Annotated in this window: 19 protein-coding genes and 2 pseudogenes; 3 read left to right on the top strand and 18 right to left on the bottom strand. The window is 48.9% G+C overall.

Annotated elements, in window-relative coordinates:
• Positions 1-74: 74 nt before the first annotated feature.
• A complete protein-coding gene (locus tag P404_RS0111505; protein ID WP_014969483.1) occupies positions 75-857 on the top strand; it encodes a CHAD domain-containing protein in 783 nt (260 codons plus the stop codon).
• On the opposite strand, the gene glsA is transcribed toward P404_RS0111505, so the two are convergent.
• The 4 genes and pseudogenes from glsA to P404_RS19105 all read right to left on the bottom strand — a co-directional run.
• Positions 854-1,786: a glutaminase A gene (gene glsA, locus P404_RS0111500; RefSeq protein WP_026830855.1), complete on the bottom strand. Its 933-nt coding sequence runs from the start codon at positions 1,784-1,786 to the stop codon at positions 854-856. The two genes, P404_RS0111505 and glsA, sit on opposite strands and share 4 nt — an antisense overlap.
• Before the next feature lie 148 nt (positions 1,787-1,934).
• Positions 1,935-4,508 (bottom strand): ATP-dependent chaperone ClpB, encoded by a 2,574-nt coding sequence (gene clpB / locus P404_RS0111495; protein ID WP_026830854.1) that lies wholly within the window; start codon positions 4,506-4,508, stop codon positions 1,935-1,937.
• Between the two features lie 6 nt (positions 4,509-4,514).
• Positions 4,515-4,928 (bottom strand): annotated as a pseudogene (locus tag P404_RS19110) (DnaJ C-terminal domain-containing protein); the annotation flags it as partial.
• A gap of 102 nt (positions 4,929-5,030) precedes the next feature.
• A pseudogene (locus P404_RS19105) lies at positions 5,031-5,381 on the bottom strand (DnaJ domain-containing protein); the annotation flags it as partial.
• Positions 5,382-5,573: 192 nt separating this feature from the next.
• Between P404_RS19105 and P404_RS0111485 the strand changes: the two are divergent.
• Positions 5,574-5,765, top strand: a complete 192-nt coding sequence (locus tag P404_RS0111485) for a YwbE family protein (RefSeq protein ID WP_012369376.1) — start codon at positions 5,574-5,576, stop codon at positions 5,763-5,765.
• A gap of 71 nt (positions 5,766-5,836) precedes the next feature.
• On the opposite strand, the gene P404_RS0111480 is transcribed toward P404_RS0111485, so the two are convergent.
• From P404_RS0111480 to P404_RS0111470, 3 genes are all read right to left on the bottom strand, one after another.
• The gene (locus P404_RS0111480) at positions 5,837-7,015 is read right to left on the bottom strand and encodes a M20 family metallopeptidase (RefSeq protein ID WP_026830852.1); all 1,179 of its coding nucleotides are present in this window, start codon (positions 7,013-7,015) and stop codon (positions 5,837-5,839) included.
• 12 nt (positions 7,016-7,027) lie between these two features.
• Positions 7,028-7,882: a MurR/RpiR family transcriptional regulator gene (locus tag P404_RS0111475; protein ID WP_026830851.1), complete on the bottom strand. Its 855-nt coding sequence runs from the start codon at positions 7,880-7,882 to the stop codon at positions 7,028-7,030.
• Between the two features lie 186 nt (positions 7,883-8,068).
• Entirely contained in the window at positions 8,069-9,247 is a 1,179-nt protein-coding gene (locus tag P404_RS0111470) for a CamS family sex pheromone protein (RefSeq protein ID WP_026830850.1), read from the bottom strand.
• Positions 9,248-9,382: 135 nt separating this feature from the next.
• Here P404_RS0111470 and P404_RS0111465 point away from each other — a divergent pair, with 135 nt between their 5' ends.
• Positions 9,383-9,958 (top strand): class D sortase, encoded by a 576-nt coding sequence (locus P404_RS0111465; protein ID WP_026830849.1) that lies wholly within the window; start codon positions 9,383-9,385, stop codon positions 9,956-9,958.
• 271 nt (positions 9,959-10,229) lie between these two features.
• On the opposite strand, the gene ligA is transcribed toward P404_RS0111465, so the two are convergent.
• The 11 genes from ligA to purM all read right to left on the bottom strand — a co-directional run bounded on the left by ligA (position 10,230) and on the right by purM (position 23,669).
• Positions 10,230-12,224: an NAD-dependent DNA ligase LigA gene (ligA, locus tag P404_RS0111460; protein ID WP_026830848.1), complete on the bottom strand. Its 1,995-nt coding sequence runs from the start codon at positions 12,222-12,224 to the stop codon at positions 10,230-10,232.
• Positions 12,225-12,238: 14 nt separating this feature from the next.
• Positions 12,239-14,464: a DNA helicase PcrA gene (gene pcrA / locus P404_RS0111455; RefSeq protein WP_026830847.1), complete on the bottom strand. Its 2,226-nt coding sequence runs from the start codon at positions 14,462-14,464 to the stop codon at positions 12,239-12,241.
• 44 nt (positions 14,465-14,508) lie between these two features.
• Entirely contained in the window at positions 14,509-15,192 is a 684-nt protein-coding gene (gene pcrB, locus P404_RS0111450; RefSeq protein ID WP_026830846.1) for a heptaprenylglyceryl phosphate synthase, read from the bottom strand.
• 84 nt (positions 15,193-15,276) lie between these two features.
• Positions 15,277-15,501 carry a hypothetical protein gene (locus tag P404_RS0111445; RefSeq protein ID WP_026830845.1) on the bottom strand — a complete coding sequence of 75 codons (225 nt, stop codon included), beginning with the start codon at positions 15,499-15,501 and terminating at the stop codon, positions 15,277-15,279.
• 12 nt (positions 15,502-15,513) lie between these two features.
• On the bottom strand, positions 15,514-16,893 hold the full coding sequence (locus P404_RS0111440) for a TrkH family potassium uptake protein (RefSeq protein ID WP_026830844.1): 1,380 nt from the start codon (positions 16,891-16,893) through the stop codon (positions 15,514-15,516).
• Positions 16,894-16,932: 39 nt separating this feature from the next.
• On the bottom strand, positions 16,933-17,247 hold the full coding sequence (locus tag P404_RS0111435) for a YerC/YecD family TrpR-related protein (RefSeq protein WP_014969469.1): 315 nt from the start codon (positions 17,245-17,247) through the stop codon (positions 16,933-16,935).
• Positions 17,248-17,314: 67 nt separating this feature from the next.
• Positions 17,315-19,054 (bottom strand): adenine deaminase C-terminal domain-containing protein, encoded by a 1,740-nt coding sequence (locus P404_RS0111430; RefSeq protein ID WP_026830843.1) that lies wholly within the window; start codon positions 19,052-19,054, stop codon positions 17,315-17,317.
• Between the two features lie 219 nt (positions 19,055-19,273).
• Entirely contained in the window at positions 19,274-20,530 is a 1,257-nt protein-coding gene (gene purD, locus P404_RS0111425) for a phosphoribosylamine--glycine ligase (protein WP_026830842.1), read from the bottom strand.
• A gap of 15 nt (positions 20,531-20,545) precedes the next feature.
• A complete protein-coding gene (purH, locus tag P404_RS0111420) occupies positions 20,546-22,066 on the bottom strand; it encodes a bifunctional phosphoribosylaminoimidazolecarboxamide formyltransferase/IMP cyclohydrolase (RefSeq protein WP_026830841.1) in 1,521 nt (506 codons plus the stop codon).
• Positions 22,063-22,638: a phosphoribosylglycinamide formyltransferase gene (gene purN, locus P404_RS0111415; protein ID WP_026830840.1), complete on the bottom strand. Its 576-nt coding sequence runs from the start codon at positions 22,636-22,638 to the stop codon at positions 22,063-22,065. The genes purH and purN overlap by 4 nt, the downstream gene beginning before the upstream one ends.
• Entirely contained in the window at positions 22,635-23,669 is a 1,035-nt protein-coding gene (gene purM, locus P404_RS0111410) for a phosphoribosylformylglycinamidine cyclo-ligase (protein WP_026830839.1), read from the bottom strand. Before purM ends, purN begins: the two co-directional genes overlap by 4 nt.
• Positions 23,670-23,688 lie beyond the last annotated feature (19 nt).

Genomic DNA, 23,688 nt, shown 5'->3' with positions numbered 1-23,688 from the left:
AATACATTCCCCTATTTTTAATAAGTTATTCTATGATGCTCTGTTCTACGTAAAATCCATAAGGAGGGATTCATTTGAATCATCGTGATGTCGAAAATTTAACATTTGAATTGTTGGAAACATGGTCGACGTTTAATCATTATGCAAAAGAAGCACAAACCTTTAAAAATCCGGAGGATGTCCATCAGGCACGGATTCGATTACGTAAATTGATTACATTCGCTAAGTTACTCAATCAAACGGAGGAACCCATCTATCTCATCTGGAAACGCCTGATGGACGCATTTGGCCAAGTCCGTGATCTTGATGTCCAACTGAGCCAACAATCCGTTGACTCTCCAATTGAACAACTGTTTGCGGAGCACCTTGCTCTCCAACTCCAGGGAAAACGTGCGACGTTGCTCGAAACGATGCACCTGTTGATCTCAAATGAACTGGATCGTTCCGTCCGACGGTTTTTAGCCGGTCCTTTAACAAAACAGTTAAAACGGATTGATGAAAAAGAACTGCTCCAAACTGCCGAAAAACGATTCGATAAAAAACGACTCCATTATGAAAAAGTCCAACATAAGGAGGGAAATAAACGCATCCAGATGATGCACCAATTACGACTCGCGACGAAATTTTACAGGTATACGGTAGAATACTTGCGTCCCTACACCGATTTTCCCAAGTCTTCTGTTGACCGATTAAAACGGATCCAGACCCAATTGGGTGATATCAACGATACGTATAATCGCTTGGAACGTTGGCGTATCTTCACCGTTCCTGCGTCACAAGTACCCCAACAGAAAAAAGAAGTCGAACGTCTCGAACGGAAACTCTCAAAGCTGTTGGATCAGCTTTCGTTTGCCTAGGGGTGACGCTGGACAAGCAATTCAAGCATCTTTGTTCCGGCAATCGAATTTCCTTTTAAATCTAGTGCCGGTCCAAAAATACCGATTCCAAGATCCGCCATATCGAAGTCACTTCGACCACAGGCAACAATCGCACCGGATACACCACTTTTTCCCGGCAACCCCACTTGGACGGAAAATTCACCTGAGGCATCATACATGCCACACGTCGTCATGATGGCGCGGATGATCCGAGCGTTTCGGCGTGAAATGACCTGATGACCGGACGGTGTCTTCCCAGACTGGCTTAAAATTTTCCCCATCATAGCCAGCCCTTTACAGTTCGTCAGGATGGCACACTGCTTCGTGTAGACATCGATGATTTCTTCGACATTTCCTTCGATGACTCCATGATACCGCATAAAATATAGCAAAGCGCGGTTCAAATCCGTTGTCTCAAATTCGGACTGTGCAACTTCCGCATCATATTTGACCATGTCGAGTTCGATATCGAGTAAGTCCGCGATGAATTGACGTAAGCGGTTCAGTTTATCGGCAGCATCTTCTCCTGGCAACATACTCGTCACGGCAAGCGCACCTGCATTAATCATTGGATTGAGTGGTTTGGTCGGAATCGTCTCCTCAAGTTTCGCAATCGAGTTGAAGGCATCACCCGTTGGTTCCATCCCAACTTTGGAGAACACATAGTCTTCCCCAAATGTCTCAAGGACAAAGGCTAACGTAATGATTTTCGAAACACTTTGTAACGTAAACATCGTTTCTGCATCCCCTGCCGATACAAACGTTCCGTCGGCATTACACACAGCGATTCCAAGCTGTGTCGGTTCAGACTTTGCCAGTTCTGGAATATAACTCGCTACCTGTCCAAGCACCGTATAAGGGCGACATTCAGCGATTAATTCTTCTAGTTGTTGTTGCGTTACATTCATCGAAGTCCCTCTTCCTGTCGTTTTTAATAGCTTATCATGCTTTTCAGAAACGAGATATGACCGTTCTTCTTTTTGATTTCATGCCACGTCAAAAAGGTCGTCTGTCCCCTACTGGTTAGAGGACGAGACGACCTTTTTGTAATAGATGTCAACGAATGACAAGTTCTGTTCCATCCGTATCGACGGCGACATGCGAACCATCTTGGATTGCCCCACTGATCAATGCACGGGCCAGTTTTGTCTCAATCGTCCGTTGAATGTACCGATTGATTGGACGTGCCCCGTACTGCGGTTCAAAGGCTTCGTTGAAAATCAAGGTTTTCGCAGCATCCGTCACATCGATCGTAATCTCACGACCAGAGAGACGATCGGCCATTTTACTGACCGCTTTATCAATGATCCGCTCGATTTCGGCACGATGGAGCGGATGGAAGAGGATCGTGTCATCAATCCGGTTCAAGAATTCCGGCCGGAAATAATTTTTTAATTCTTGGCGAACGGCCTCTTCTTCTGCCGCATCAATATTTCCATCTTTTGCTGCTTCGAGTAGGATGTTTGAACCGATATTCGACGTCATGATGACGATCGTATTCTTGAAGTCAACCATCCGCCCTTGTGCATCCGTCAACCTTCCATCGTCTAACACTTGGAGCAGGATGTTAAACACATCACCATGCGCCTTCTCGATTTCGTCAAACAGCAGGACAGAGTAAGGACTTCGGCGCACCGCTTCCGTCAATTGACCGCCTTCTTCATACCCCACATATCCTGGAGGGGCTCCGACTAGACGTGATACATTGTGTTTTTCCATATACTCCGACATATCGATTCGAACGATATGTTCTTCGCTATCAAACATCGCAGCTGCGAGTGCTTTCGCAAGTTCCGTCTTCCCGACACCGGTCGGACCGAGGAACAGGAACGAACCGATCGGACGATTCGGATCTTTGATTCCCGCACGTGCCCGGATGACAGCATCCGAGACCAACCGGACGGCCTCATCTTGGCCAAAGACTCGTTCATGCAACGTATCTTCTAAATACAGTAATTTTTCGCGTTCGCCTTGTGCGAGACGGCTGACCGGAATCCCCGTCCACTTCGAGACGATATCGGAGATCTCTTCGTCTGTCACGGCTTCTCGGACTAGTTCATGCGAGACGTGTTCCGCCGATTCCTCCGCCACCTTCAACTGATTTTCAAGTGCTGGAATCTGTCCATACTTGATTTCCGATGCTGTATTTAAATCATACCGTCCTTCTGCTTCTTGCAAGGCAAGTTTTGCTTTTTCAAGATCCGCCCGCAACTGCTGGACGTTTTGGGAGCTGTCTTTCTCGCGTTCCCACCTTGTCCGGAGCGCACTTTCGTCTTCCCGAACAGAACTTAATTCCTGTTGCAAGACCTCAAGTCGCTTCCGTGATGCTTCATCGGTTTCTTTTTTGAGTGCTGCTTCTTCGATTTCAAGTTGCATGACACGACGAACTAAAGAATCCAGTTCCGCAGGCATGGATTCCATGTCGGTCCGAATCATGGCACAGGCTTCATCGACCAGGTCGATCGCTTTATCAGGCATGAAACGGTCCGTGATGTAACGGTCCGAAAGAATGGCTGCTGCGACAAGGGCATTGTCATGGATCCGGACACCATGGTAAATCTCAAACCGTTCTTTCAGTCCGCGCAAAATCGAAATCGTATCTTCGACATCCGGTTCCGCGACGAGGACTTGTTGGAAACGACGTTCAAGTGCCGGGTCTTTTTCGATATATTTCCGGTATTCATCTAATGTCGTCGCACCGATACAATGTAATTCTCCCCGGGCAAGCATCGGTTTTAACATATTCCCGGCGTCCATTGCACCTTCCGTCTTACCTGCACCGACAATCGTATGCAATTCATCGATGAATAACAGAATCTGACCTTCGGCTTCCTTGACCTCGTTCAAGACGGCTTGGAGCCGTTCTTCGAACTCCCCTCGGTATTTGGCACCGGCGACGAGTGTACTCATATCCAGACTGAATAACTGTTTATTTTTGAGGCTTTCCGGCACATCTCCCCGAACAATCCGTTGAGCCAGTCCTTCGACGATGGCCGTTTTCCCAACACCCGGTTCACCAATCAAAACCGGATTGTTTTTTGTCTTCCGACTGAGAATCCGAATGACCCGGCGAATCTCATCATCGCGTCCGATGACCGGATCCGTTTTACCTGACCGGAAATCGGCTACGAGATCGCGTCCATATTTCTTTAACACATCAAAAGTGGCTTCCGGATTTTTGGTCGTAACTTTCCGGTTTCCTCGCATCTCGATGATCGCTTCTCGTAATAATGGTTCTGTTACGCCTTGGCTCCGCAGGTATTGTGTCGCTGGACTTGATTGTTTAACGAGACCAAGCAACAAATGTTCCACGGAGACATAATCGTCTTGCATCAATCGCGCTTCTGTTTCTGCTTCCGTCAGTACTTGTAACAGCGAGTTACTGATACGCGGGGTCGACGACTGACCGAGGGCAGGTAATCGCCCGATGGCTTCATTGATGGCTACTTCGAGTTGATCCATCCGCTGATCCAACTTCTCAAAGACGATTCGTGCAATTCCTTCTTCTTGGGAAATCAAGGAAAGCAATAAATGCCACTCCGTGATTTCACTGTGTCGACGTTGTTTGGCAATCGCTTGTGCCGATACGATGGCTTCATGCGCCCGATCTGTTAGTTTTTCAAAATCCATTGTACGTCACTCCTTCACAGATAAACGATTTTCCCACTCTTCATAAAATGCTGAATCCATTTCTGGAAGTTTTACTTCGAGTTGCACTAATAGAGCTCCTCGATGACCTTCGCGGTTACTGAGCCCTCGGTTTGGAATTCGGAGACGCGAACCCGGTTTTGTACCTGGTTTGATTTTTAATTTCACACGTTTTCCCTCTAATGTATCAGCCACGACTTCGCCTCCTAAGACAAATATCGTCGGATAGACGCGGACGGTCGAGATGACGTCGGTCTCTTGACGGCGGAAACGGTCGTCATCCTTCAGATGAATCGTCACGTAGACATCCCCAGCGATGCCTTTACGGTTGCGCATCGAACTTTTCCCGCGTAACCGGACTTTTTTTCCGTCATATAAATCTTTTGGGAGACTCATCTGAATCGCACCCGTAGCTAATCGAATCGTTACTTTCTCATTGGTACTGAGATGACTGAGCGGAACGGTCAATTCGAGTTCCTCATCCGTCGCTTCTTCCTCTTGACTAAAAAACGAACCAAACATGTCTTCAAATCCAAACGATTGACCGGCTGATCCGCCTGGTCTCGATTGACGTCCGTTAAACTGACGGAACAAATCATCGTAGTCAGCCGACTGACCATATCCCGCCCCTGCCACCCGTTCGAAATCACTTCCATACTGATCATACTGGGCTCTTTTTTCTTCATCCCCGAGCACATCAAAAGCTTCCTGAATATCCTTAAAGCGCTGGTCGGCGCTTGCTTCTTGATTGACGTCTGGATGGTATTGTTTCGCCAGTTTGCGGTACGCCCGTTTGATCTCTTGGTTCGATGCTGATTTCTCGACCCCAAGTGTTCGATAATAATCTTTTGCCATCCCGATCACTCCCTTAACGTTCATTCTGTATCTTAATTATAAAATTGATCGCTCAATTGGTCAAATATAGTCAAACTTTTTTTGCTGATTCTTTCATTCTTTTCACTTTACGGATTTTCCTTAAACAAGTTTCGTGCAGAAGAAGCATGGTATACTGACATCCATAGTTATCTAAAAAGGAGCGGTCAACAGATGGATGGTAAAAAACGAGCCGATGTCAAAATCGGACAACACGTCAGTATCGTATTAAAACAGGATCAGCGGACAGGAAAACGGACGGAGGGAATCGTCAAGGATCTTTTGACGAAGTCTCCAAACCACCCGCACGGTATCAAAGTCCGACTCGAAGACGGGCAAGTCGGTCGCGTCCAAGAAATTTTATAATTCCTATCTACACGAAAAGACACCTACTTTCCGGTTACTTGCCGAAGGGTAGGTGTCTTTTCGTATCTGACTTAAGGTTCCATCGGAGAATCAAGATAGCGTAACGTCGCCTCAATTAAAATCCGGGCAGCATATTGCATCGCCTGTTCTTCAAAATCAAACTTCGGATGGTGATGCGGATAAAACGTTTCGTCTCCTGCCCCGGTAAAGAAAAAGGTGCCGGGCACTTGTTGCAAATAATACGCGAAGTCTTCACCGCCCATCGTCGGAGCAATTTCAAAGACGTGATCCGCACCCATGATGTCAGAAGCAACGGTCCGCAATAGGTTCGTTTCTTCCGGATGGTTGACGACCGCCGGATACCCTCTTTCGTACGTAAACGAATAGGTCGCCCCCGCCGCGTCACACACACCTTTGATCGTCCGTTCCATTTCCCGGACGATCTGTTCGGCGACTGCTGGATCAAACGTTCGGACCGTCCCTGTCAATTGCGCACTGTCTGCAATGACGTTAAACGTATTCCCGGCATGAAGTGTTCCAATCGTCAAAACCGCTTGTTGCAGGGGATCGAGTCGTCGACTGACGATACTTTGCAATTCTTTGACGACCGTCGCCCCAAGAACGACGGCATCAATCGTTTCGTGTGGTTTTGCCCCATGTCCGCCGCGACCAAACAACGTCAGCTCGAATTTATCGGCTGCTGCCATCACTGGTCCGACGCGGTAGCCGATTGTTCCAAGCTTCGTCGTCGACCAGAGATGTGTCCCGAAAATGACATCGACCCCTTCTAAACAACCGTCGGCAATCATGTCACGGGCACCACCCGGGACGACTTCTTCTGCGTGCTGATGGATCAGGACGACATTCCCGGCTAACTGTTCTTTCTGCTGCACGAGGATTTCCGCCACCGCAAGTAAAGTCGCCGTATGCCCATCGTGACCACAGGCATGCATGACACCGGGAACGGTCGAACGGTACTCGACTTCTTTCTCATCCTGGATCGGCAAGGCATCGAAATCAGCCCGTAGTGCCACCGTCTTACCTGGTTTTCCGCCCCGAATCGTTCCGACGACACCACGACCTCCGACATTGGTCCGGACGTCGATTCCAAGTTCCGTTAATCGTTCAGCGATGAACCGTGGTGTATCGACTTCATGAAACGACAGTTCTGGATGTTGATGTAAATAACGACGCCGTTCGACCATTACTGGAAATAACTGCTCCACCATCTCTTCTACTGTCTGCTTCATTTATGTAACCCCCTATTTTTTGCTGTGCAACATCTTAACGCTTTCCCGTGTATATTGAAGCCGTTCAATCGTATCGTCATAATGAACCGCCGCATAGGATAGGAACAACACATCGATCGCAAACAGCTGTGCGAGGCGCGAACTGAGGGCAGCACTCCGTAATGGGGCTTCCGGTGCCCGCGACGTCCACAACGCAATATCCGCCAACTGACTGACCCGATTATCTCCAAACCGTGTCAGACTGATGACTTGTAATCCACGTATTTTAGCAAGACGGATCAATTCAACGACTTCTTCCGTTTCTCCACTGTAAGAAATTGCGAAAAACACATCGTCCGGACTCGCATTCGCCAAAATCGTCGCGACGAGATGTTGATCGGATTCTTGAATCGTTAATTTACCAACACGGGTCCACTTTTGTGCGGCATCTAACGCAACCACATTTGATGCTCCGATCCCATAAAAATAAATCGCCCGTGCTTGATCGAGGACTTTCATCGCCTCGGCAATCCGGTTTTCACTCAACTGCTTTGCTGTATCCTGTAAGGCTTGCATACTGTTGCTTAATGTCTTTTCAACCAAGTCAGCCGGTCGTTCATTTTTTTCGATATCGTGATATCCTTTTAAGTCCGTTCGGGCCGTATCCGCCGAAATCCGCATCCGTAGTTCCGGATACCCCTTCAATCCAAGCGCCCGGCAAAAGCGGACGACTGCCGCCGCACTTGTTCCCGATTCTTCTGCCAAATGATGAATCGTCATCCCCGCGATTTCATTCATATGCGCTAAAACAAAATCAGCGACTTTCCGTGATGAAGAAGGCAACTCTTCCCGGACAGCACTAATCTGTGAAAAAATACCACCTTTCATACGACTCTCTCCCTTACAATGAATTAAAACAGGCGAATGCAGCGTCAATCCACCTGATCCGCATTATGCTTCTTTTCTATTATGCTCTTCCAAGACGGCTTTCGTAAATCCAAAGAAGTCCGCGAACAAAATTAAGTATCAAAAAAGACTCCCGCTTTCGCAAAGAGTCTTTTTTCCTGTATGAAATCAACGAATTTTGACGATTGGTTTTTTCGTCTCCGGCTCAATGAATAACATGGCTTCCGTATCCCCATTTAAATTCGTGACGGTGATGGTCGTCGGGACGTTCCGGTTGTACTCCCAACGATTTTCCAGCAGGTAGGTGACGTATTGAACAAAGGCAACGAGCTCTGCTTTTCCGTAAAATTGAACTGGAATTTTGATTTCGAGTTTCTTCAGCTCACCTTCTTGGTAAAAGCCTTCCCCCATCATCCCGGTATAGTTCGGGAAGTAATCCTCTAAACGATCCTTGAACAGATCAAATTTTGCCGCATCATCCCGGACATCATTGGTCGCAACGCCAGACGGGTAATAATAATACTTTTCATCGTAATTTTTCCAGTCATTCTCGCTGATTTGATTCCCACGTCCGATAAAGGCAGAGGATAGATAATGACCCGACACCGGTGAACCTTCACTTTCTTGTAAATACAACGCGACATGGATCGGCGTCGTTTTCATTCCGTCCGTTTTCCGCATTTTTTTCACCAGTTCATTCGCCATCTGTTTCCCTTGTGCGATGACTTTCTTCTCATCCAGTTTCACCGTGTAGGTCGGTCCATAATTTTCATCTTGGAAGACGTATTCACTATTTAAGACTAACGCGATTGAAGTACCGCCCATCTCAAGCTTTTTATCTTCTTCTAACATATAGTCTTGCTCCAAGATGTGCGATAGAATCAGAGGAGACTTTTGATTTTTTTCTTTATAGGACTTCCCTGTCGTATAGGCTGGATTCAAACCGTTTGGATCACTGACACCGTCACCGGCTTTTCCTTTTCGCAGTAACCACTGGGCAATCTGCTCCGCTTCAAGCAATTGACCTTCTTGGTAATAATATTTTTCCGGATCAAAAAATTGTGTCGAGTGACGCATCAGTCCGGTTTCGATCTCGTCCAATTCGAGACGTGAACTGACCCGTTTTTGTGTCATCCCACGAGCGACACTTGGTCGAAACGGTAAAACGGTCCGGTAATAAGAATCCGTTGTATCAATCGCCGGACTGACGACTGCCTGCACTTCTTTTCCTTGTTCACTTTCCGTGATGACTTCTTTTGTATCGCTTTTTTGTGATAAATCAAACGAACACGCGCCGAGGAACAATGTACTCGTCAACGTCAATGCTGCCATTTTTTTATATTTCATCTATTTACGCACCCCATATGTTTAAAATCGTTCTCTCTATCATAACAGAATAGTTTTCCATCGGGGAAGGAGTTGTTTTTCCCTATTTTTCAAAAAAGTACACCCTGCTTTTATGCAGACGAAAGGATTTTTTTCATGAAACGACGACAACTTCTTGGTCTGCTTTTACTAATTACAGGTATTCTTTTGATCGCATGGCCCGTTTTTACCGCACACCAAAAACAAACCGCTGCCGACGAACTTAAACAACGCTGGACTCAAAATTTAAAAGCCGTCGCTGCCAAAGAAACGGCGGCCCCTGTCGCGACGAACGGTAGTGGCTTGCTGACGATTCCTTCCATCGATTTTGAACAAGTCATCTTAGAAGGCGCTTCGACTAAAATTCTCGACCAAAGTATTGGTCATCTGAAACAGACGGGTGCTCCGGGTAAAGACAATTATGCCTTAGCCGGACACCGTAGTTTTACGAAAGGACTTCACTTCAATCGATTGCCCGAATTAAAAGAAGGGGCACACGTCACCGTGACGACAAAAAGTCATCGTTATACCTACAAGATGACGGCCTCGAAGCTTGTCAAACCGACTGATGTATCTGTCTTGAATCAAAACGTCAAACAAGCGACGATTACGCTCATCACCTGTGACCCTCCGGAAACGGCGACCAATCGTCTGATCAAACAAGGTGTCTTGATCAAAACGGAATCGAGATAACAACGGTGATGAAGTCGACCGATGTCTTCAGCTACAGAAAAGAGATTACTCTTTCTTTCACGCGCTTTCCTCAGGCGAAACACAAGCCAACTCCCCTGTCCGTGCAGGCAAGGAAATGGATCTTGTTCGTCTCTGACAGCGCAGGTTTCTGCGTTTTTTTCTGTAGGCGTTACGTGAAGCGAGTAATCTCTTGTAAACGATTCGAGGGTGGCAGATTTGAAATCTGCCACCCTCGTTTGTGTAGAGAACGACATTTGAGTCGGTCTTTGTTTTATCCTTCGTACTTCGTTAACTCTTCGAGTAACCGCGTTTCATCCCAAATCTCAATCCCGAGCGACTCCGCCTTCGTTAATTTGGAACCCGCCTTCTCACCAGCGACAAGAATGTCTGTTTTTTTACTGACACTTCCTGTCACGTCTGCCCCAAGCAATTCAAGCCGTTTTCCGGCTTCTGAACGTTTTAGCGTTTCGAGTGTTCCCGTCAGGACAATCGTTTTTCCGGCAAGCGGAGCATTCGATTGATCGATCCGTTGTCCGAGGAATTGTTGATTGAGTCCCAGTGCTGCCAAATCTTGAATCAAGGTTTGGGCTTCCGGATGTTCAAAATACTTCGTGACCGAGTCGGCGATTTTACTGCCAATGCCATCAATCGCCAGAATATCGTCGTACTCCGCTTGTGCAATACCATCGAGTGTATCAAACCGTTCCGCTAACAAGTAGGCTGCTTTTTGTCCGACCAATCGAATACCAAGACCAAACATCAGCCGTTCCAATGAGTTGTTCTTGGACACTTCAATCGCCTTCAGTAAATTCTCGACCGATGTTTCGCCCATCCGCTCATACGTTAACAATTCATCCCGATCGAGCCGATACAGGTCGGCTAAGGTCCGAATCGCTTGGTGTTCGTACAATTGGCGGACGACCTTCTCGCCCAGTCCATCGATGTTCATCGCTTGTCGCGACACAAAATGAATGATGCCTTCAACGAGTTGAGCTGGACATTCCGGACTGACACATCGGATATCCGCTTCGCCTTCGAGGCGAACAAGTTCCGATGCACAAGCCGGGCAGTGTGTCGGAAACTCAATCGGTTGTTCGTTCCCTGTCCGTTCTGAGACGACGACACTGACGACGGCAGGTATGACGTCACCCGCTTTTTTGATGATGACTTGGTCATGCAGACGAATGTCTTTTTCCGTGATGAAGTCGGCATTGTGCAATGTCGCATAACTGACGGTTGATCCCGCGACGACGACCGGAGCAAAGCGCGCACGCGGCGTGACTTTCCCGGTTCGTCCCACACTGAAATCAACTTCTTCGACCGTCGTCATGACTTCTTCCGCGGCGAATTTATAAGCCGTTGCAAAACGGGGACTTTTCGCTGTGAATCCGAGCTCCTCTTGATCATCGTAGCGGTCAACCTTCAGCACGATCCCGTCGATCTCGTACGGAAGTGTTGCCCGTTCAACCGTCCAGTGCTGAATGTACGCCAAGATATCTTCCACCGTCTCACATGTCCGCATCTCGTTATTTGTCGGGAGTCCGAGTTCAGCTAGCTGTTGCATCGCTTCACTGTGCGATCGGGCACTAAGTGTGTTGACCCCGAGTCCATAGACGAATACGGATAAATTACGTGACGCCGTGATTGAAGAGTCGAGTTGCCGTAAGCTACCGGCTGCCGCATTCCGCGGATTGGCAAACAAGGCTTCTTCACGTTCTGCGCGATCTTGATTCAGGCGTTCAAACGATTGTTTGGGCATGTAGGCTTCCCCACGCACCTCGACCGTTTCATTTTGACGTAACCGCAGCGGCAAGGCTTTGATTGTCCGCAGATTTTGCGTGATGTTCTCGCCGACGGTTCCGTCGCCGCGTGTCGCACCGCGGACGAGACGTCCGTCTTCGTACTTTAAGGAAATCGCCAGACCATCAAACTTTAATTCGGCGACATATGTCGTCGAACGGCCGAGTGAGCGTTCGATGCGAGCGACCCACTCCCGAATCTCTGTCTCGTCAAAAACGTTTCCGAGCGATAACATCGGTAAATCATGAGTCACCTTCTCGAAGGCATCGAGCGGCGCAGCACCGACGCGTTGCGTCGGCGAGTCAGCCGTAATCAACTCTGGGTGCTGTGTTTCGAGATCCATCAGTTCACGTAACAGCTGATCGTAGGTGCTGTCCGGAACAGTCGGTTGATCCTGCACGTAATATTCATAACTGTATTGGTTCAACTTTTGGCGTAATTCCTCGATTCGTGCCTGTTCTATCATCTTGACGCCTCCACTCATACCTTTTTGATCGGTGCGAATTTCGCAAGCAACCGTTTGACACCGACTTCCGGGAAGGCGATATCGATTTCTAAGCTGTCCCCTGCTCCGCGTGTCTGCACGACTGTTCCCCGACCCCATTTTCCGTGTTCCGCTTTGTCCCCGACGTTCCAGCCGAGTGATTCAGCGCCTGACGTCTTCATCGCTGTCGGTTTCGTGACCGATCGGCCGATGACGGCCTTTCCTTGCGGCACCGGACGATCTTCCCACGGTAACGGTTTCGGTTTTTTACCGGTCCGTTCCAGTACTTCCTCCGGTAATTCGGCAAGGAAACGGGATTCGAGATTGGCATTCGTCCGACCATAGAGCGAACGCATCCGCGCGTGCGAGAGATACAGGCGTTTTTCAGCCCGTGTAATCCCAACGTAAGCAAGACGGCGTTCTTCTTCCATTTCATCTTCATCCTGCAGGGAGCGGCTGTGCGGGAACAATCCTTCTTCCATTCCGATCAGGAAGACGATCGGGAACTCGAGCCCCTTCGCTGAGTGTAACGTCATCAAGGTTACCTGCTCCCCCGGATCACTTTCATCCAGTGAGTCGACATCAGCGACCAACGTCAAATCGGTTAAGAAAGCGATGATGGTTTGTTCTTCCGGATCTGCTTTTTCGGTCTCTTTTTCAAAGTTTTGCGCAACCGTGATGAACTCGTTGATGTTCTCGAGACGACTTTGTGCTTCCAGTGTCTTGTCTTCTTTTAAGACTTGACGGTAGCCGGTTTTCTCAAGCACTTCTTCCACCAGCTCGGATAAGCTGATGAATTCTTGCATCTGTTGCAGACCAAGAATCATCGTTCGGAAGTCCGTCAGTTTTGCTGCCGTTTTCGGGGCGATGCTCGACAATTCGATGTCACGGATCGCTTCCATCAGGGAAACGCCCTGTAAGTCCGCGAAATCGCGTAATTTATCGATCGTCGTCGCGCCGATTCCGCGCTTCGGTTCATTGACGATGCGGGCAAACGATAAATCTTCGTTCGGATTCGAAATCAGACGCAGATAAGCCAAGACATCCTTGATTTCCTTCCGATCGTAGAACTTCGTGCCGCCAATCATTTTGTACGGAACATTCGATTTGAGCAACGTTTCCTCAATCGCCCGTGACTGGGCATTGGTCCGGTACAGAATCGCGACATCGTTTAATTTCATCCCGTAACGCAAAGCATTGCGGATTTCCTGAACGATATAGAACGCTTCTTCCCGTTCGTTTTCTGCTGTATGGATCACCAGTTTTTCGCCTTCCGCGTTTTCCGTCCACAGTTTTTTATCTTTACGGGTGCTGTTGTTTTGGATGACATGGTTCGCTGCGTCCAGAATGCGTTTCGACGATCGGTAGTTTTGTTCAAGCAGGATGACTTTCGCCGTCGGATAATCTTCTTCAAACGAAAGAATGTTAGCGATATCCGCTCCACGCCAACGATAAATGGATTGATCCGAGTCCCCGACGACACATAGATTTTGATGCGCTGCTGCTAGGAGGTTGACGAGATCATATTGAGCTTTGTTCGTATCCTGATACTCATCGACATGGATGTATTGGAATTTTCGTTGGTAAAACGCCAGGACGTCCGGATTTTGTTTGAACAACTCCGTCGTTTTACCAATCAAATCATCAAAATCAAGGGCATTGTTCCGGCGTAAAATCGCTTCGTATCCTTTGTAGATCTCAGCGACCGTTTTTTCATAAGGGTTCGTGACGATTGAGGCGTAAAACTCGGCACTGCGAAGTTCATTTTTTTGACTCGAGATGATCGACAACATCGATCGTGGATCCCATTTTTTCGGATCGAGATTTTGTTCTTTCAGGACTAATTTAAGTGCCGACTGCTGATCACTTGAATCGAGAATCGTAAAGTTACGGTTATAGCCGATTTTTTCGATATCGCGACGTAACATCCGGACACACATCGAATGGAAGGTTGATACCCAGATGTCATTGGCGACACCACCAACAAGACGGGAAATCCGGTCACGCATCTCACGTGCTGCTTTATTCGTAAACGTGATCGCCAGGATATTCCAAGGTGCGACTTGTTTCGCAGCCATTAAATAGGCGACCCGATGTGTCAGGACACGTGTTTTCCCTGATCCGGCTCCCGCCATGATCAGCAACGGTCCGTCCGTATGCTTGACTGCTTTTGCTTGCTCCGGATTCAATCCGCTGACAAGCTGTTCACTTAAATTAAACATCTAAATAGCCTCATTTCTGTATTCCGAACTTTTGTTCTTATATTTTATCGTGTTGCAGCTACTGTCGCAAGTGCTGCCTCTAAATTCTCATAGATGATATTGCCGACGATGATCGTATCGGCATACGCCAACATTTCTTTCGCCCGTTCGGCAGAGTCAATGCCGCCGCCATAAAACAAGCGACCTTGCTTCAGCACGCGTTTGACCGAAGCGACAAGCTTTGGATCACCGTAGATACCGCTATACTCTAAATAAATAACCGGCATCCGGAACACACTGTCTGCGAGTTGTGCGTATGCAATGACCGTATTGTCCGCTAGTTGCTTTGCTTGCGTGACACGGGCGACCTTGGCATCAGGATTCAGTACGATATACCCTTCCCCGACAAGGTCCGCATGTGCCAGCATATGCCCCACTTCTTCTAGCGCCTCGACTTGCTTTTCAATGACGTGTTCCAGTGTGCCACTATTGAGCACGCTTGGCGTCAAATACGTATCAAATCCCATCGTCGCCGCTTCTAGTTCCGATACTTCGAGCGCCACCGCGACAGGGTAACGACGCAACCGCATCAGTAAATCAAGTGTCGCATCGAGTGTGATGTCATCGGTTCCTCCGACGATGATGGCGTCGGTTCCTGACGTAGCAATCGCTTGGAGGGCGTCTTCTTCAATTTCCTTTGCCGGATCGAGCTTAAAGACATGACGCCATTCATTATACGGTAACAACATGTGTGTTCCACCCTCTCTTTTCATTCGCTGTGTCCAGTATAAAACAAAAACCCATCCCGCGCAGAGCGAGATGGGACACACCTTTCAAGTCCGGACTTGGCGTTTCGTCAACAACGCGGCAAGTCCAAAGGCGAGGAAGGCGTAAATAACAGCAAATGCCCACGGTTCGGCTAAGAAAAAACCAAGGATAGGGACATCGAGCAACGGCGAGTCCGGTGAACAAAGGGCTCGACCGTTGACGAGTGCTAAAAACGGTAAGGCGGGAACCATAAAGATATAACCAAAGTTGATCCAAAATGTACGTTGCATGTCGCAACCTCCTTAACCGATGATGACCGATTCTTTTGGATAATTGTAATTCCGTTTCGGCTGGTTGGCTTTGAGCAGGAGCACAAAGGAAATGACACCGATTCGTCCGATGAACATCAAGACGGATAACGTCCATTTTCCGACATCAGATAATTCACTCGTAATGCCAAGCGACAGCCCGGTTGTCCCAAACGCGGAACAGGCCTCAAAAAATAACACGAGGAACGGGGCATCTTCAAAGATCAACAAGACGATCAATCCAATCATCGTCACACCGGTCGAGACGACGATGACGACAAATGCTTTCCAAATATCGGACTGTCCGATCTCACGCCCAAAAATCTTAATCCCATACTCCCCGCGGATAAAGGCAATGACACTGAGAACGGCGACGGCAAACGTCGTCGTCCGAATCCCTCCCCCAACGGAAGAAGGCGACGCCCCGATAAACATCAGAATCGATAAAACAAAAATCGAAGCTTGCGAGAAGGTCGTGATGTCGACCGTCGTCAGCCCGCCGTTTCGGGTCGTGACGGATTGGAACAAGGCATCAACCAGCTTTTCACCGACCGGCAACCCTTTAAACGACTGATTCCATTCAAACAGCAGCAGGCTGGCTGTTCCGAACAGGACCAAAATAAAGAACGTCGAAGCCGTCAATTTCGTGAATAATGAAAAATGATACGGTTGACGCGTTGATTGACGTGTCGCCCGGTAGGAGATATAGCGCCGGACTTCAACCAAGACCGGGAACCCGATCGCCCCAAGCGTCAACAAGACGATTTGCATGAAGACGACGAAGAGATCTCCCCGAAACGGCAACAACGACTCTCCCGTGATATCGAAACCGGCATTCGTCGTCGCACTGACAGAACCAAACAACCCTTGTAACATCGCTTCACCTAGCGTCGGAAAGTACTTCGTATAATAGAAGCCTAAAATCAAGGCTCCAATGATTTCGATTGATAAAATAATTAAGATGACTTCACGAATGTATTTGACGACCCCTTGCATCGTCGTCTGATTTTGGTCACGGACGACAAGTTGCCGCTCCCGAAAACCAATTCGTTTCCCGAGAATGACCCACATCGCGATATGGAGCGACATCAGACCAATCCCGCTAACCTGGACTAACAGCATGATCATGAAATAGCCAAACGTCGTAAATGTATCCGAAACAGATACCGTCGTCAAACCGGTCACACTGACACAGCTGACGGCCATGAACACAAGATCCGTAAAATCCCAATTGTAATCCCCTTGTGTCGACCAAGGTAATCCAAGCAAAATAATTCCGATGATGACGGCAACGAAATAAATAATGACGAGTGACTGGATCGGCGTCAGTTTTCGAATGAAATGTTGAATTTTTTGTTGAAACGCTAAATCCATCCGGCGTCGTCCTCCTTCGCAGAAATAGCGGATAACCGGTTAGTTATCCGCTACTTCCTTCTCTTCAAGACCTAATCGTGCGAGTGCTAAATCATAGCCGCCAGAACCATAGTTCAGACAACGTTTGACACGGGAAATCGTCGCTGTCGAAGCACCCGTCGCCTTCTCGATCTTATGATAGGTATTTCCTTCACGCAATTGTCGTGCGACTTCAAGGCGCTGTGCCAATGCCTGGATTTCATTGACGGTCGCCAAGTCTTCAAACAAGGTATAACAATCTTCTAATGAATCCATCTTCATGATGGCTGTAAATAATTGATCGAGTTCTTTTCCACGCAATTTATCAAGTTGCATCGTTTAACTCCCTTTCCCATTCATTGCTCTTTAACAGTTTAAAGTGCGACGTTTTAAATTTCAAGCGTCAGCGCAAAATTGCCGGGAAAAGTACTTTCTTCCGCAGGACTTCATAGATTCCCTGCGGTGTGATCCGGACATACGGCAAGTGTGTCGAAGCAAGGAACAGCAACGTATAGATCGGATCTTCGAACTGGTATCCTCGTGCAAATAAGGCTTCCCGGAGTGCCGTTTCTTGAACAATCAACTCTTCTAACGGTAAATCAGACGTCTGCCCCATCAATGTGAGCGGAACTTCCGCAATCACTTCCCCGTCATCGACTAGGACGACACCACCACCAAATGATTTCATCCGCTCAAACGCAATCTGCATGTCACGTTTTGATTTTCCAATCAGTAAGATATCCCCACTAATCGAATAGGAGCTGACGAGTCCCCCGACATGCGTCGCAAAGTTTTTCAGGACGGTATTCAAACGCCATTTCCCTTCCCGGTCCACAAGCATCAAATAGGATTCATCACATCCGGTCGGCAGGACTTGCATGCTTGTATCATGTTCAATCTGATACAACTTCATGATGACGGAATTGACCATCTCGAGTCCGACCGGCATGCTGAAAGAAAAGTCTTGTTCCGTCAAATCAATCCCGACTTCAGAGACTGGCATCAATGCCAGTGCACGATCAAGCGCTTCGACCGGGTAACACGGGATATCGTTTTTGCGGACCCATGTTCCTCTTGCTAAGACGTCAACTGGTGTCGGTTGGTCTTTTGCTTCTAAGATGTTCAGGTGGGCAATCCGTCCGGGTGCGATGCTTCCGAGCAGATGATCCAGGTTAAAGTGACGTGCCGCATTATAAGAGGCAATCCGGTAAGCATCCTCAGTCGTGATTCCGGCAGCGAGCATCAGACGAATCGTCTCATCCATCAAACCGGATTTATAAAACGACGGAGTCGAACCATCTGTCGTCACGAGCACCTTTTCGTAATTTTGTAGTCCGGCTTCGACGAGTCCCGCAAAAATATCCGGTAAGTCCGGACGAATCGACGAGTAGCGGATCGTCGTCGTATATCCAAGTTCCAGTCGGGTCAGGGCTTCTTCGACAGTCATCGCTTCATGATCACTCGTCACGCCGTAAAGTGCCATCTTCGTCAACGTCTTCGCGGACGCTCCCGGGAAATGTCCTTCAATCGGTTTCCCGAGTTTCATCGCATCTTGCATCCATTGCAACAATTCGTCATCACCTTGTGACAGACGTGGCCAACCCGTCAGTTCACCGGCCTGGATCACTTGGGGATGCTTCAGCCATGCCTGAACCCGCTTGTTGTCAATCGCGATACTGTCGGAGTCGAGCTCCGTCTGCGCATCGAGTCGTGCCCACCAATACATCGAGGTCGGAAGGTCTGCTAATGCGTCAACCTGCGCAAACGCTTGCTCCACGGGCTCTAATAAAAGGAGCATATTATCGTTCACAAGTGTCGTCGTTCCGCGTTCTGCCGCAAATTTTGCGAGCGTCGCTGGATTGTAGAGCTGGAAGGGGTGGGCATGTGGCTCGATGTAACCTGGAACGATGAACTTCCCGGAAGCATCGTAGACTTCATCTGCCGTTTCTGGCATCTCCGGTCCCACATAGATGATCCGGTCACCACTGATCCAGATGTTAGCCGTTCGCCATGCTTTGAGGCCTTGGTTTAAGTACGTCGCATTTTCAATCACGAGTGTAGGCGCAAGCTTTCCATTGATGACCGCCTGATGAGAACGGACTTCTGTTTTCGTCCATGGGGACCGTCCACAATTTTTTTTCATGAAAGCTCGACCTCCTTTATAGTTTGAAAACGCTTTCTTATAGTTCTTATACTAAAATGTTAGCGGAAAAGTTTCAAGCTTATTTGTCTTTAATTCGACTCATTTCGCCAAAATAACACAAATCGGACAAGGAAGACAAGCGTCGTTCGGCGCTAGATACAAAAAAAGTCGGTCCACTCACCGAGACGTGAGAGAGACCGACTTGTTCATGACTAACACTCATGTTGTTCGAAATGCCTTTTTGGCGATATCCGTCCGGTAAAAGAAGCCCGTCCGATCAAACGAATCCAGACCTTGATAGATCGTCGAAACTGCTTCCTCCATCGTCGGAGCCTTCGTGACGCAGACGAGAACACGTCCTCCTGCTGACAACACCGTCTCGTCTTCACCGGCGACAGTTCCTGCATGAAAGACGGTTATACCTGAGCCAATCGTATCCGTTCGAACGAGATGTCCCGTTTCCGGATGTTCCGGATAACCGTTCGCGGCGATGACGACACCGACGACCGACTCCGACGACCAGACGACTTCCGGCACATCTCCTTGCATCAATGGAATGATGACATCTAATAGTTGTGTTTCCAGGCGTGGCAAAATCACTTCCGTTTCCGGATCCCCAAAACGCGCATTGAATTCAATGACAGAAGGTCCACGATCGGTCAACATCAGCCCGGCGTATAAAAAGCCGGTGAACGGAATGCCTTCACTTGCCATCTGTTCGACAAGTGGGCGGAGGACACGCTGCATCGCTTCTTCCGTCACCGCTTGTTCGTCAAACTGCGGCAGTGGACTATAAGCACCCATCCCCCCCGTGTTCGGACCTTGATCACCATCAAAAACCCGCTTATGGTCTTGCGACAAGACCATCGGAATGACGGTTTCTTCATGAACAAATGCCATCAACGAACATTCTTCTCCAACTAAACATTCTTCGATCACGACACTGCTCTGCTCTCCAAAATCCCCGGCGAAAATTTCTTCGACCGCTCGGATTGCTTCTGTCGTCGTCGTGGCGACGGTGACACCTTTTCCTGCCGCTAGACCATCGGCCTTGATGACGATTGGCGCCCCTTGCGTCCGAATGTAGGCATTCGCTTCGACAGCTGACGTAAAAACAGCATGGTCTGCCGTCGGAATGCCGGCCCGATCCATCAACGCTTTCGCAAACTGTTTACTGCCTTCAATCGCCGCTGCTTCCCGCGACGGTCCAAAGATATTCAGTCCAGCGGCTTGAAACGCGTTGACGATTCCAAGGACGAGTGGGCCTTCAGGTCCGACGATCGTCCAATCAATCTGCTCATCGCGGGCGAACTGAACCAACTCACCGATTGCGTCTTCGCGAATCGGGACACAAATCGCTTCTGTCATCCCGACGTTTCCAGGTGCAGCATAAATCGTATCGATGCGAACATCTTGTGCCAGTTTCCACACGAGCGCATGCTCGCGTCCACCTTTACCGACTACTAATACTTTCATTCGGATCGCCTCCGCTTAGTGTTTGAAATGACGCACGTTCGTAAAGATCATCGTGATGCCGTGTTTGTTACAGGCATCAATTGATTCCTGGTCGCGAATCGAGCCGCCCGGTTGAATAATCGCTGTGATGCCAGCTGCGGCTGCCGCTTCGACCGTATCCCCCATCGGGAAGAACGCGTCTGACCCCATCGCGGCACCGATTGCTTTGTCGCCTGCTTGCGTGATGGCGATATTCGCCGAACCTACTCGATTCATTTGTCCCGCACCGACGCCGACCGTCACTTCGTCTTTCGCGATCACGATGGCATTCGATTTGACATGTTTCACGGCACGCCAAGCGAGTTTTAAATCTTCCCATTCTGCTGCGGTCGGTTTCCGCTCCGTCACGACGCGTGCTGACGCATCGTCCAGTGTCTCGTCATCACTATCTTGGACGAGCATACCACCGGCAACTGCCGTATAACGGATAGCTTGGACCCGTTTGACATCCAGTTCGAGTAAACGAAGGTTTTTCTTCGCTGCAAGTAATGTAAATGCCTCTTCCGTAAAGGACGGTGCGATGATGATTTCAAGGAAAATCCCGCTTAACTGTTCAGCTGTCGCGAGATCGACTTCGCGGTTTAAGGCAACGATTCCACCAAAGATCGAGACCGGATCCGCCGCATGCGCCCGGCGGAAGGCTTCGTCGATTGTCGGACCAACGGCGACGCCACACGGATTCATATGTTTGACGACGACGGCTGCCGCTTCGCGGAACTCATCCAAAATCTCAAGTGCTGCATTGGCATCCTGGATATTGTTGTAGGACAATTCTTTACCGTGGAGTTGCTTGGCTGAAGCAAGGGATGCCCCGCGGTAAATCGGTGTTTTGTAAAAGGCTGCTTCTTGGTGTGGATTTTCTCCGTACCGCAAATCCTGGACCTTCTCGAGCGTGATCGTCAATTGATCCGGGAATTTTTCACCCGTCTGTGTCAAGAAGTAGTCGGCAATCAAGGCATCGTAAGCTGCCGTATGCCGGAATGCTTTTGCCGCTAGTTTTTGACGCGTTTCAAACGTCGTCCCACCAAGATGAATCTCGTTGATGACGGCTGCGTAATCTGCCGGATCGACGACGACCGTCACTGCGGCATGATTTTTTGCGGCAGAACGAATCATGCTCGGTCCGCCGATATCGATGTTTTCGATTGCATCGGCGTACGAGACGTCCTCATTCATGACCGTTTCTTTGAACGGATACAGATTGACGACAACAAAATCAATCGGCTTAATCTGTTGCTCTGCCATCTGTTCCCGGTGGCTTTCGAGATCGCGGCGCCCGAGTAGTCCACCATGGACCATCGGATGAAGGGTCTTGACCCGCCCGTCCAGCATCTCTGGAAACTGGGTGACCTCGCTGATACCAATGACCGGAAGTCCTGCCGCTTCAAGAACTTGATGTGTTCCACCTGTTGAAACAAGTTCAATTCCTGCCTGATGCATGGCTTGCCCGAGTTCTACGATTCCTGTTTTGTCTGATACACTGATTAACGCTCTCATACGTTTGCCTCCTCTTTGATCCACTCTTCGATGACTTGCGGATACAGTCTATGCTCTACTTGCTGAATCGCCTGCTGGAGCGTCTCGCGTGTCATATTCTCTGTAATCCGGACCGCTTCTTGTGCCATGATCGGTCCTGTGTCCATGCCTTCATCGACTATATGAATTGTAACACCTGTGATTTTGACTCCGCCACGAAATGCTTGGCCGATTGCATCTTTTCCGGGAAAAGCAGGGAGCAGCGACGGATGGATGTTGACGATTCGCCCTGCATAATGCGACAGCAGGACATCACCAATCAGACGCATGTATCCTGCGAGGATGATCCGTTCGATGTGCCGTTTCTCTAACTCTGCGACGATTTCCCGTTCGAACGACGGTTTGTCGGGATACTCTTTTGCGGTGAAGACAAATACATCGCAACCCCAATTGCGGGCCCGTTCAATCACTTTTGCTTGTTTTTGATCACAGACGACGAGTTCAATCGTTGCCTGCAGACGCCCTGTTTCAATCGCTTCGAATAAGGCTTCGACATTACTGCCACTTCCCGAGGCAAAACAGGCAATCTTCATTGATCGACTCCGTTAATCCGAACACCTTCTTCACGCGTCACCGTCCCGATCGTATAAACCGTCTCGTTGGCACGGGCAAGACGTGCCGTGACCGCTCCGACATCTTCCGGTTTGACGATCAGCATGTAGCCGATACCCATGTTGAAGACGTTGTACATATCGTGACGCGGCACGTTTCCGGCTTGTTCGAGCCAATCGAAGACGGGGAGGTTCGGCCATTTTTGTGGGTCAAACGTCGCACCACATCCTTCAGGAAGGACACGCGGAACGTTTTCGTAAAAACCGCCGCCGGTAATATGGACCATCGCCTGAATTTTTTCCGTCTCAAGGGCCGCTTTGACCGCTTCGACATAAATCCGGGTTGGCATCAATAATGTATTGCCAATCGTACTGCCGAACATCATCAACTCATCTTCATAACGAAGACCACTTTCTTTGACGATTTTTCGGACGAGTGAAAAACCATTCGAATGGACACCGGACGAGGCGAGACCTAAAATGACGTCGCCTGGTTGAACGTGTTCTCCTGTGATCAATTTTTGTTTTTCGACGGCGCCGACCGCAAATCCTGCGATGTCGTATTCACCGTCTGCATACATACCCGGCATTTCTGCCGTTTCCCCGCCAATCAATGTACAGCCGGACTGGACACAGCCTTCGGCGACACCGGCGACGATTCGTTCAATCTTTGTCGGGATCGCTTTCCCAAGGGCGATGTAATCGAGGAAATACAGTGGTTCTGCGCCTTGGACGATGATGTCGTTGACACACATTGCGACACAATCAATCCCAATCGTATCGTGCTGGTCGAGGGCGAAAGCGAGCTTCAGCTTCGTACCGACGCCATCCGTACCGCTGACGAGAACCGGTTCTTTCAGATTCAATTGGCTGAGGTCGAACATTGCACCGAAACTGCCGAGTCCCGTCATGACTTCTTTGCGCATCGAGCGGGCCACATGTTTTTTCATTCGAGAAACGGATTCGTATCCTGCTGTCAGGCTGACACCTGCTGCTTCGTATTGTTTACTCATGCTTTGTTCCCCCATCTGT

This window comes from Exiguobacterium antarcticum DSM 14480 (genome assembly GCF_000685865.1).
GTDB classification, from domain to species: Bacteria; Bacillota; Bacilli; order Exiguobacteriales; family Exiguobacteriaceae; genus Exiguobacterium_A; species Exiguobacterium_A antarcticum.
This window is presented reverse-complemented; position numbering and strand designations above follow the sequence as displayed.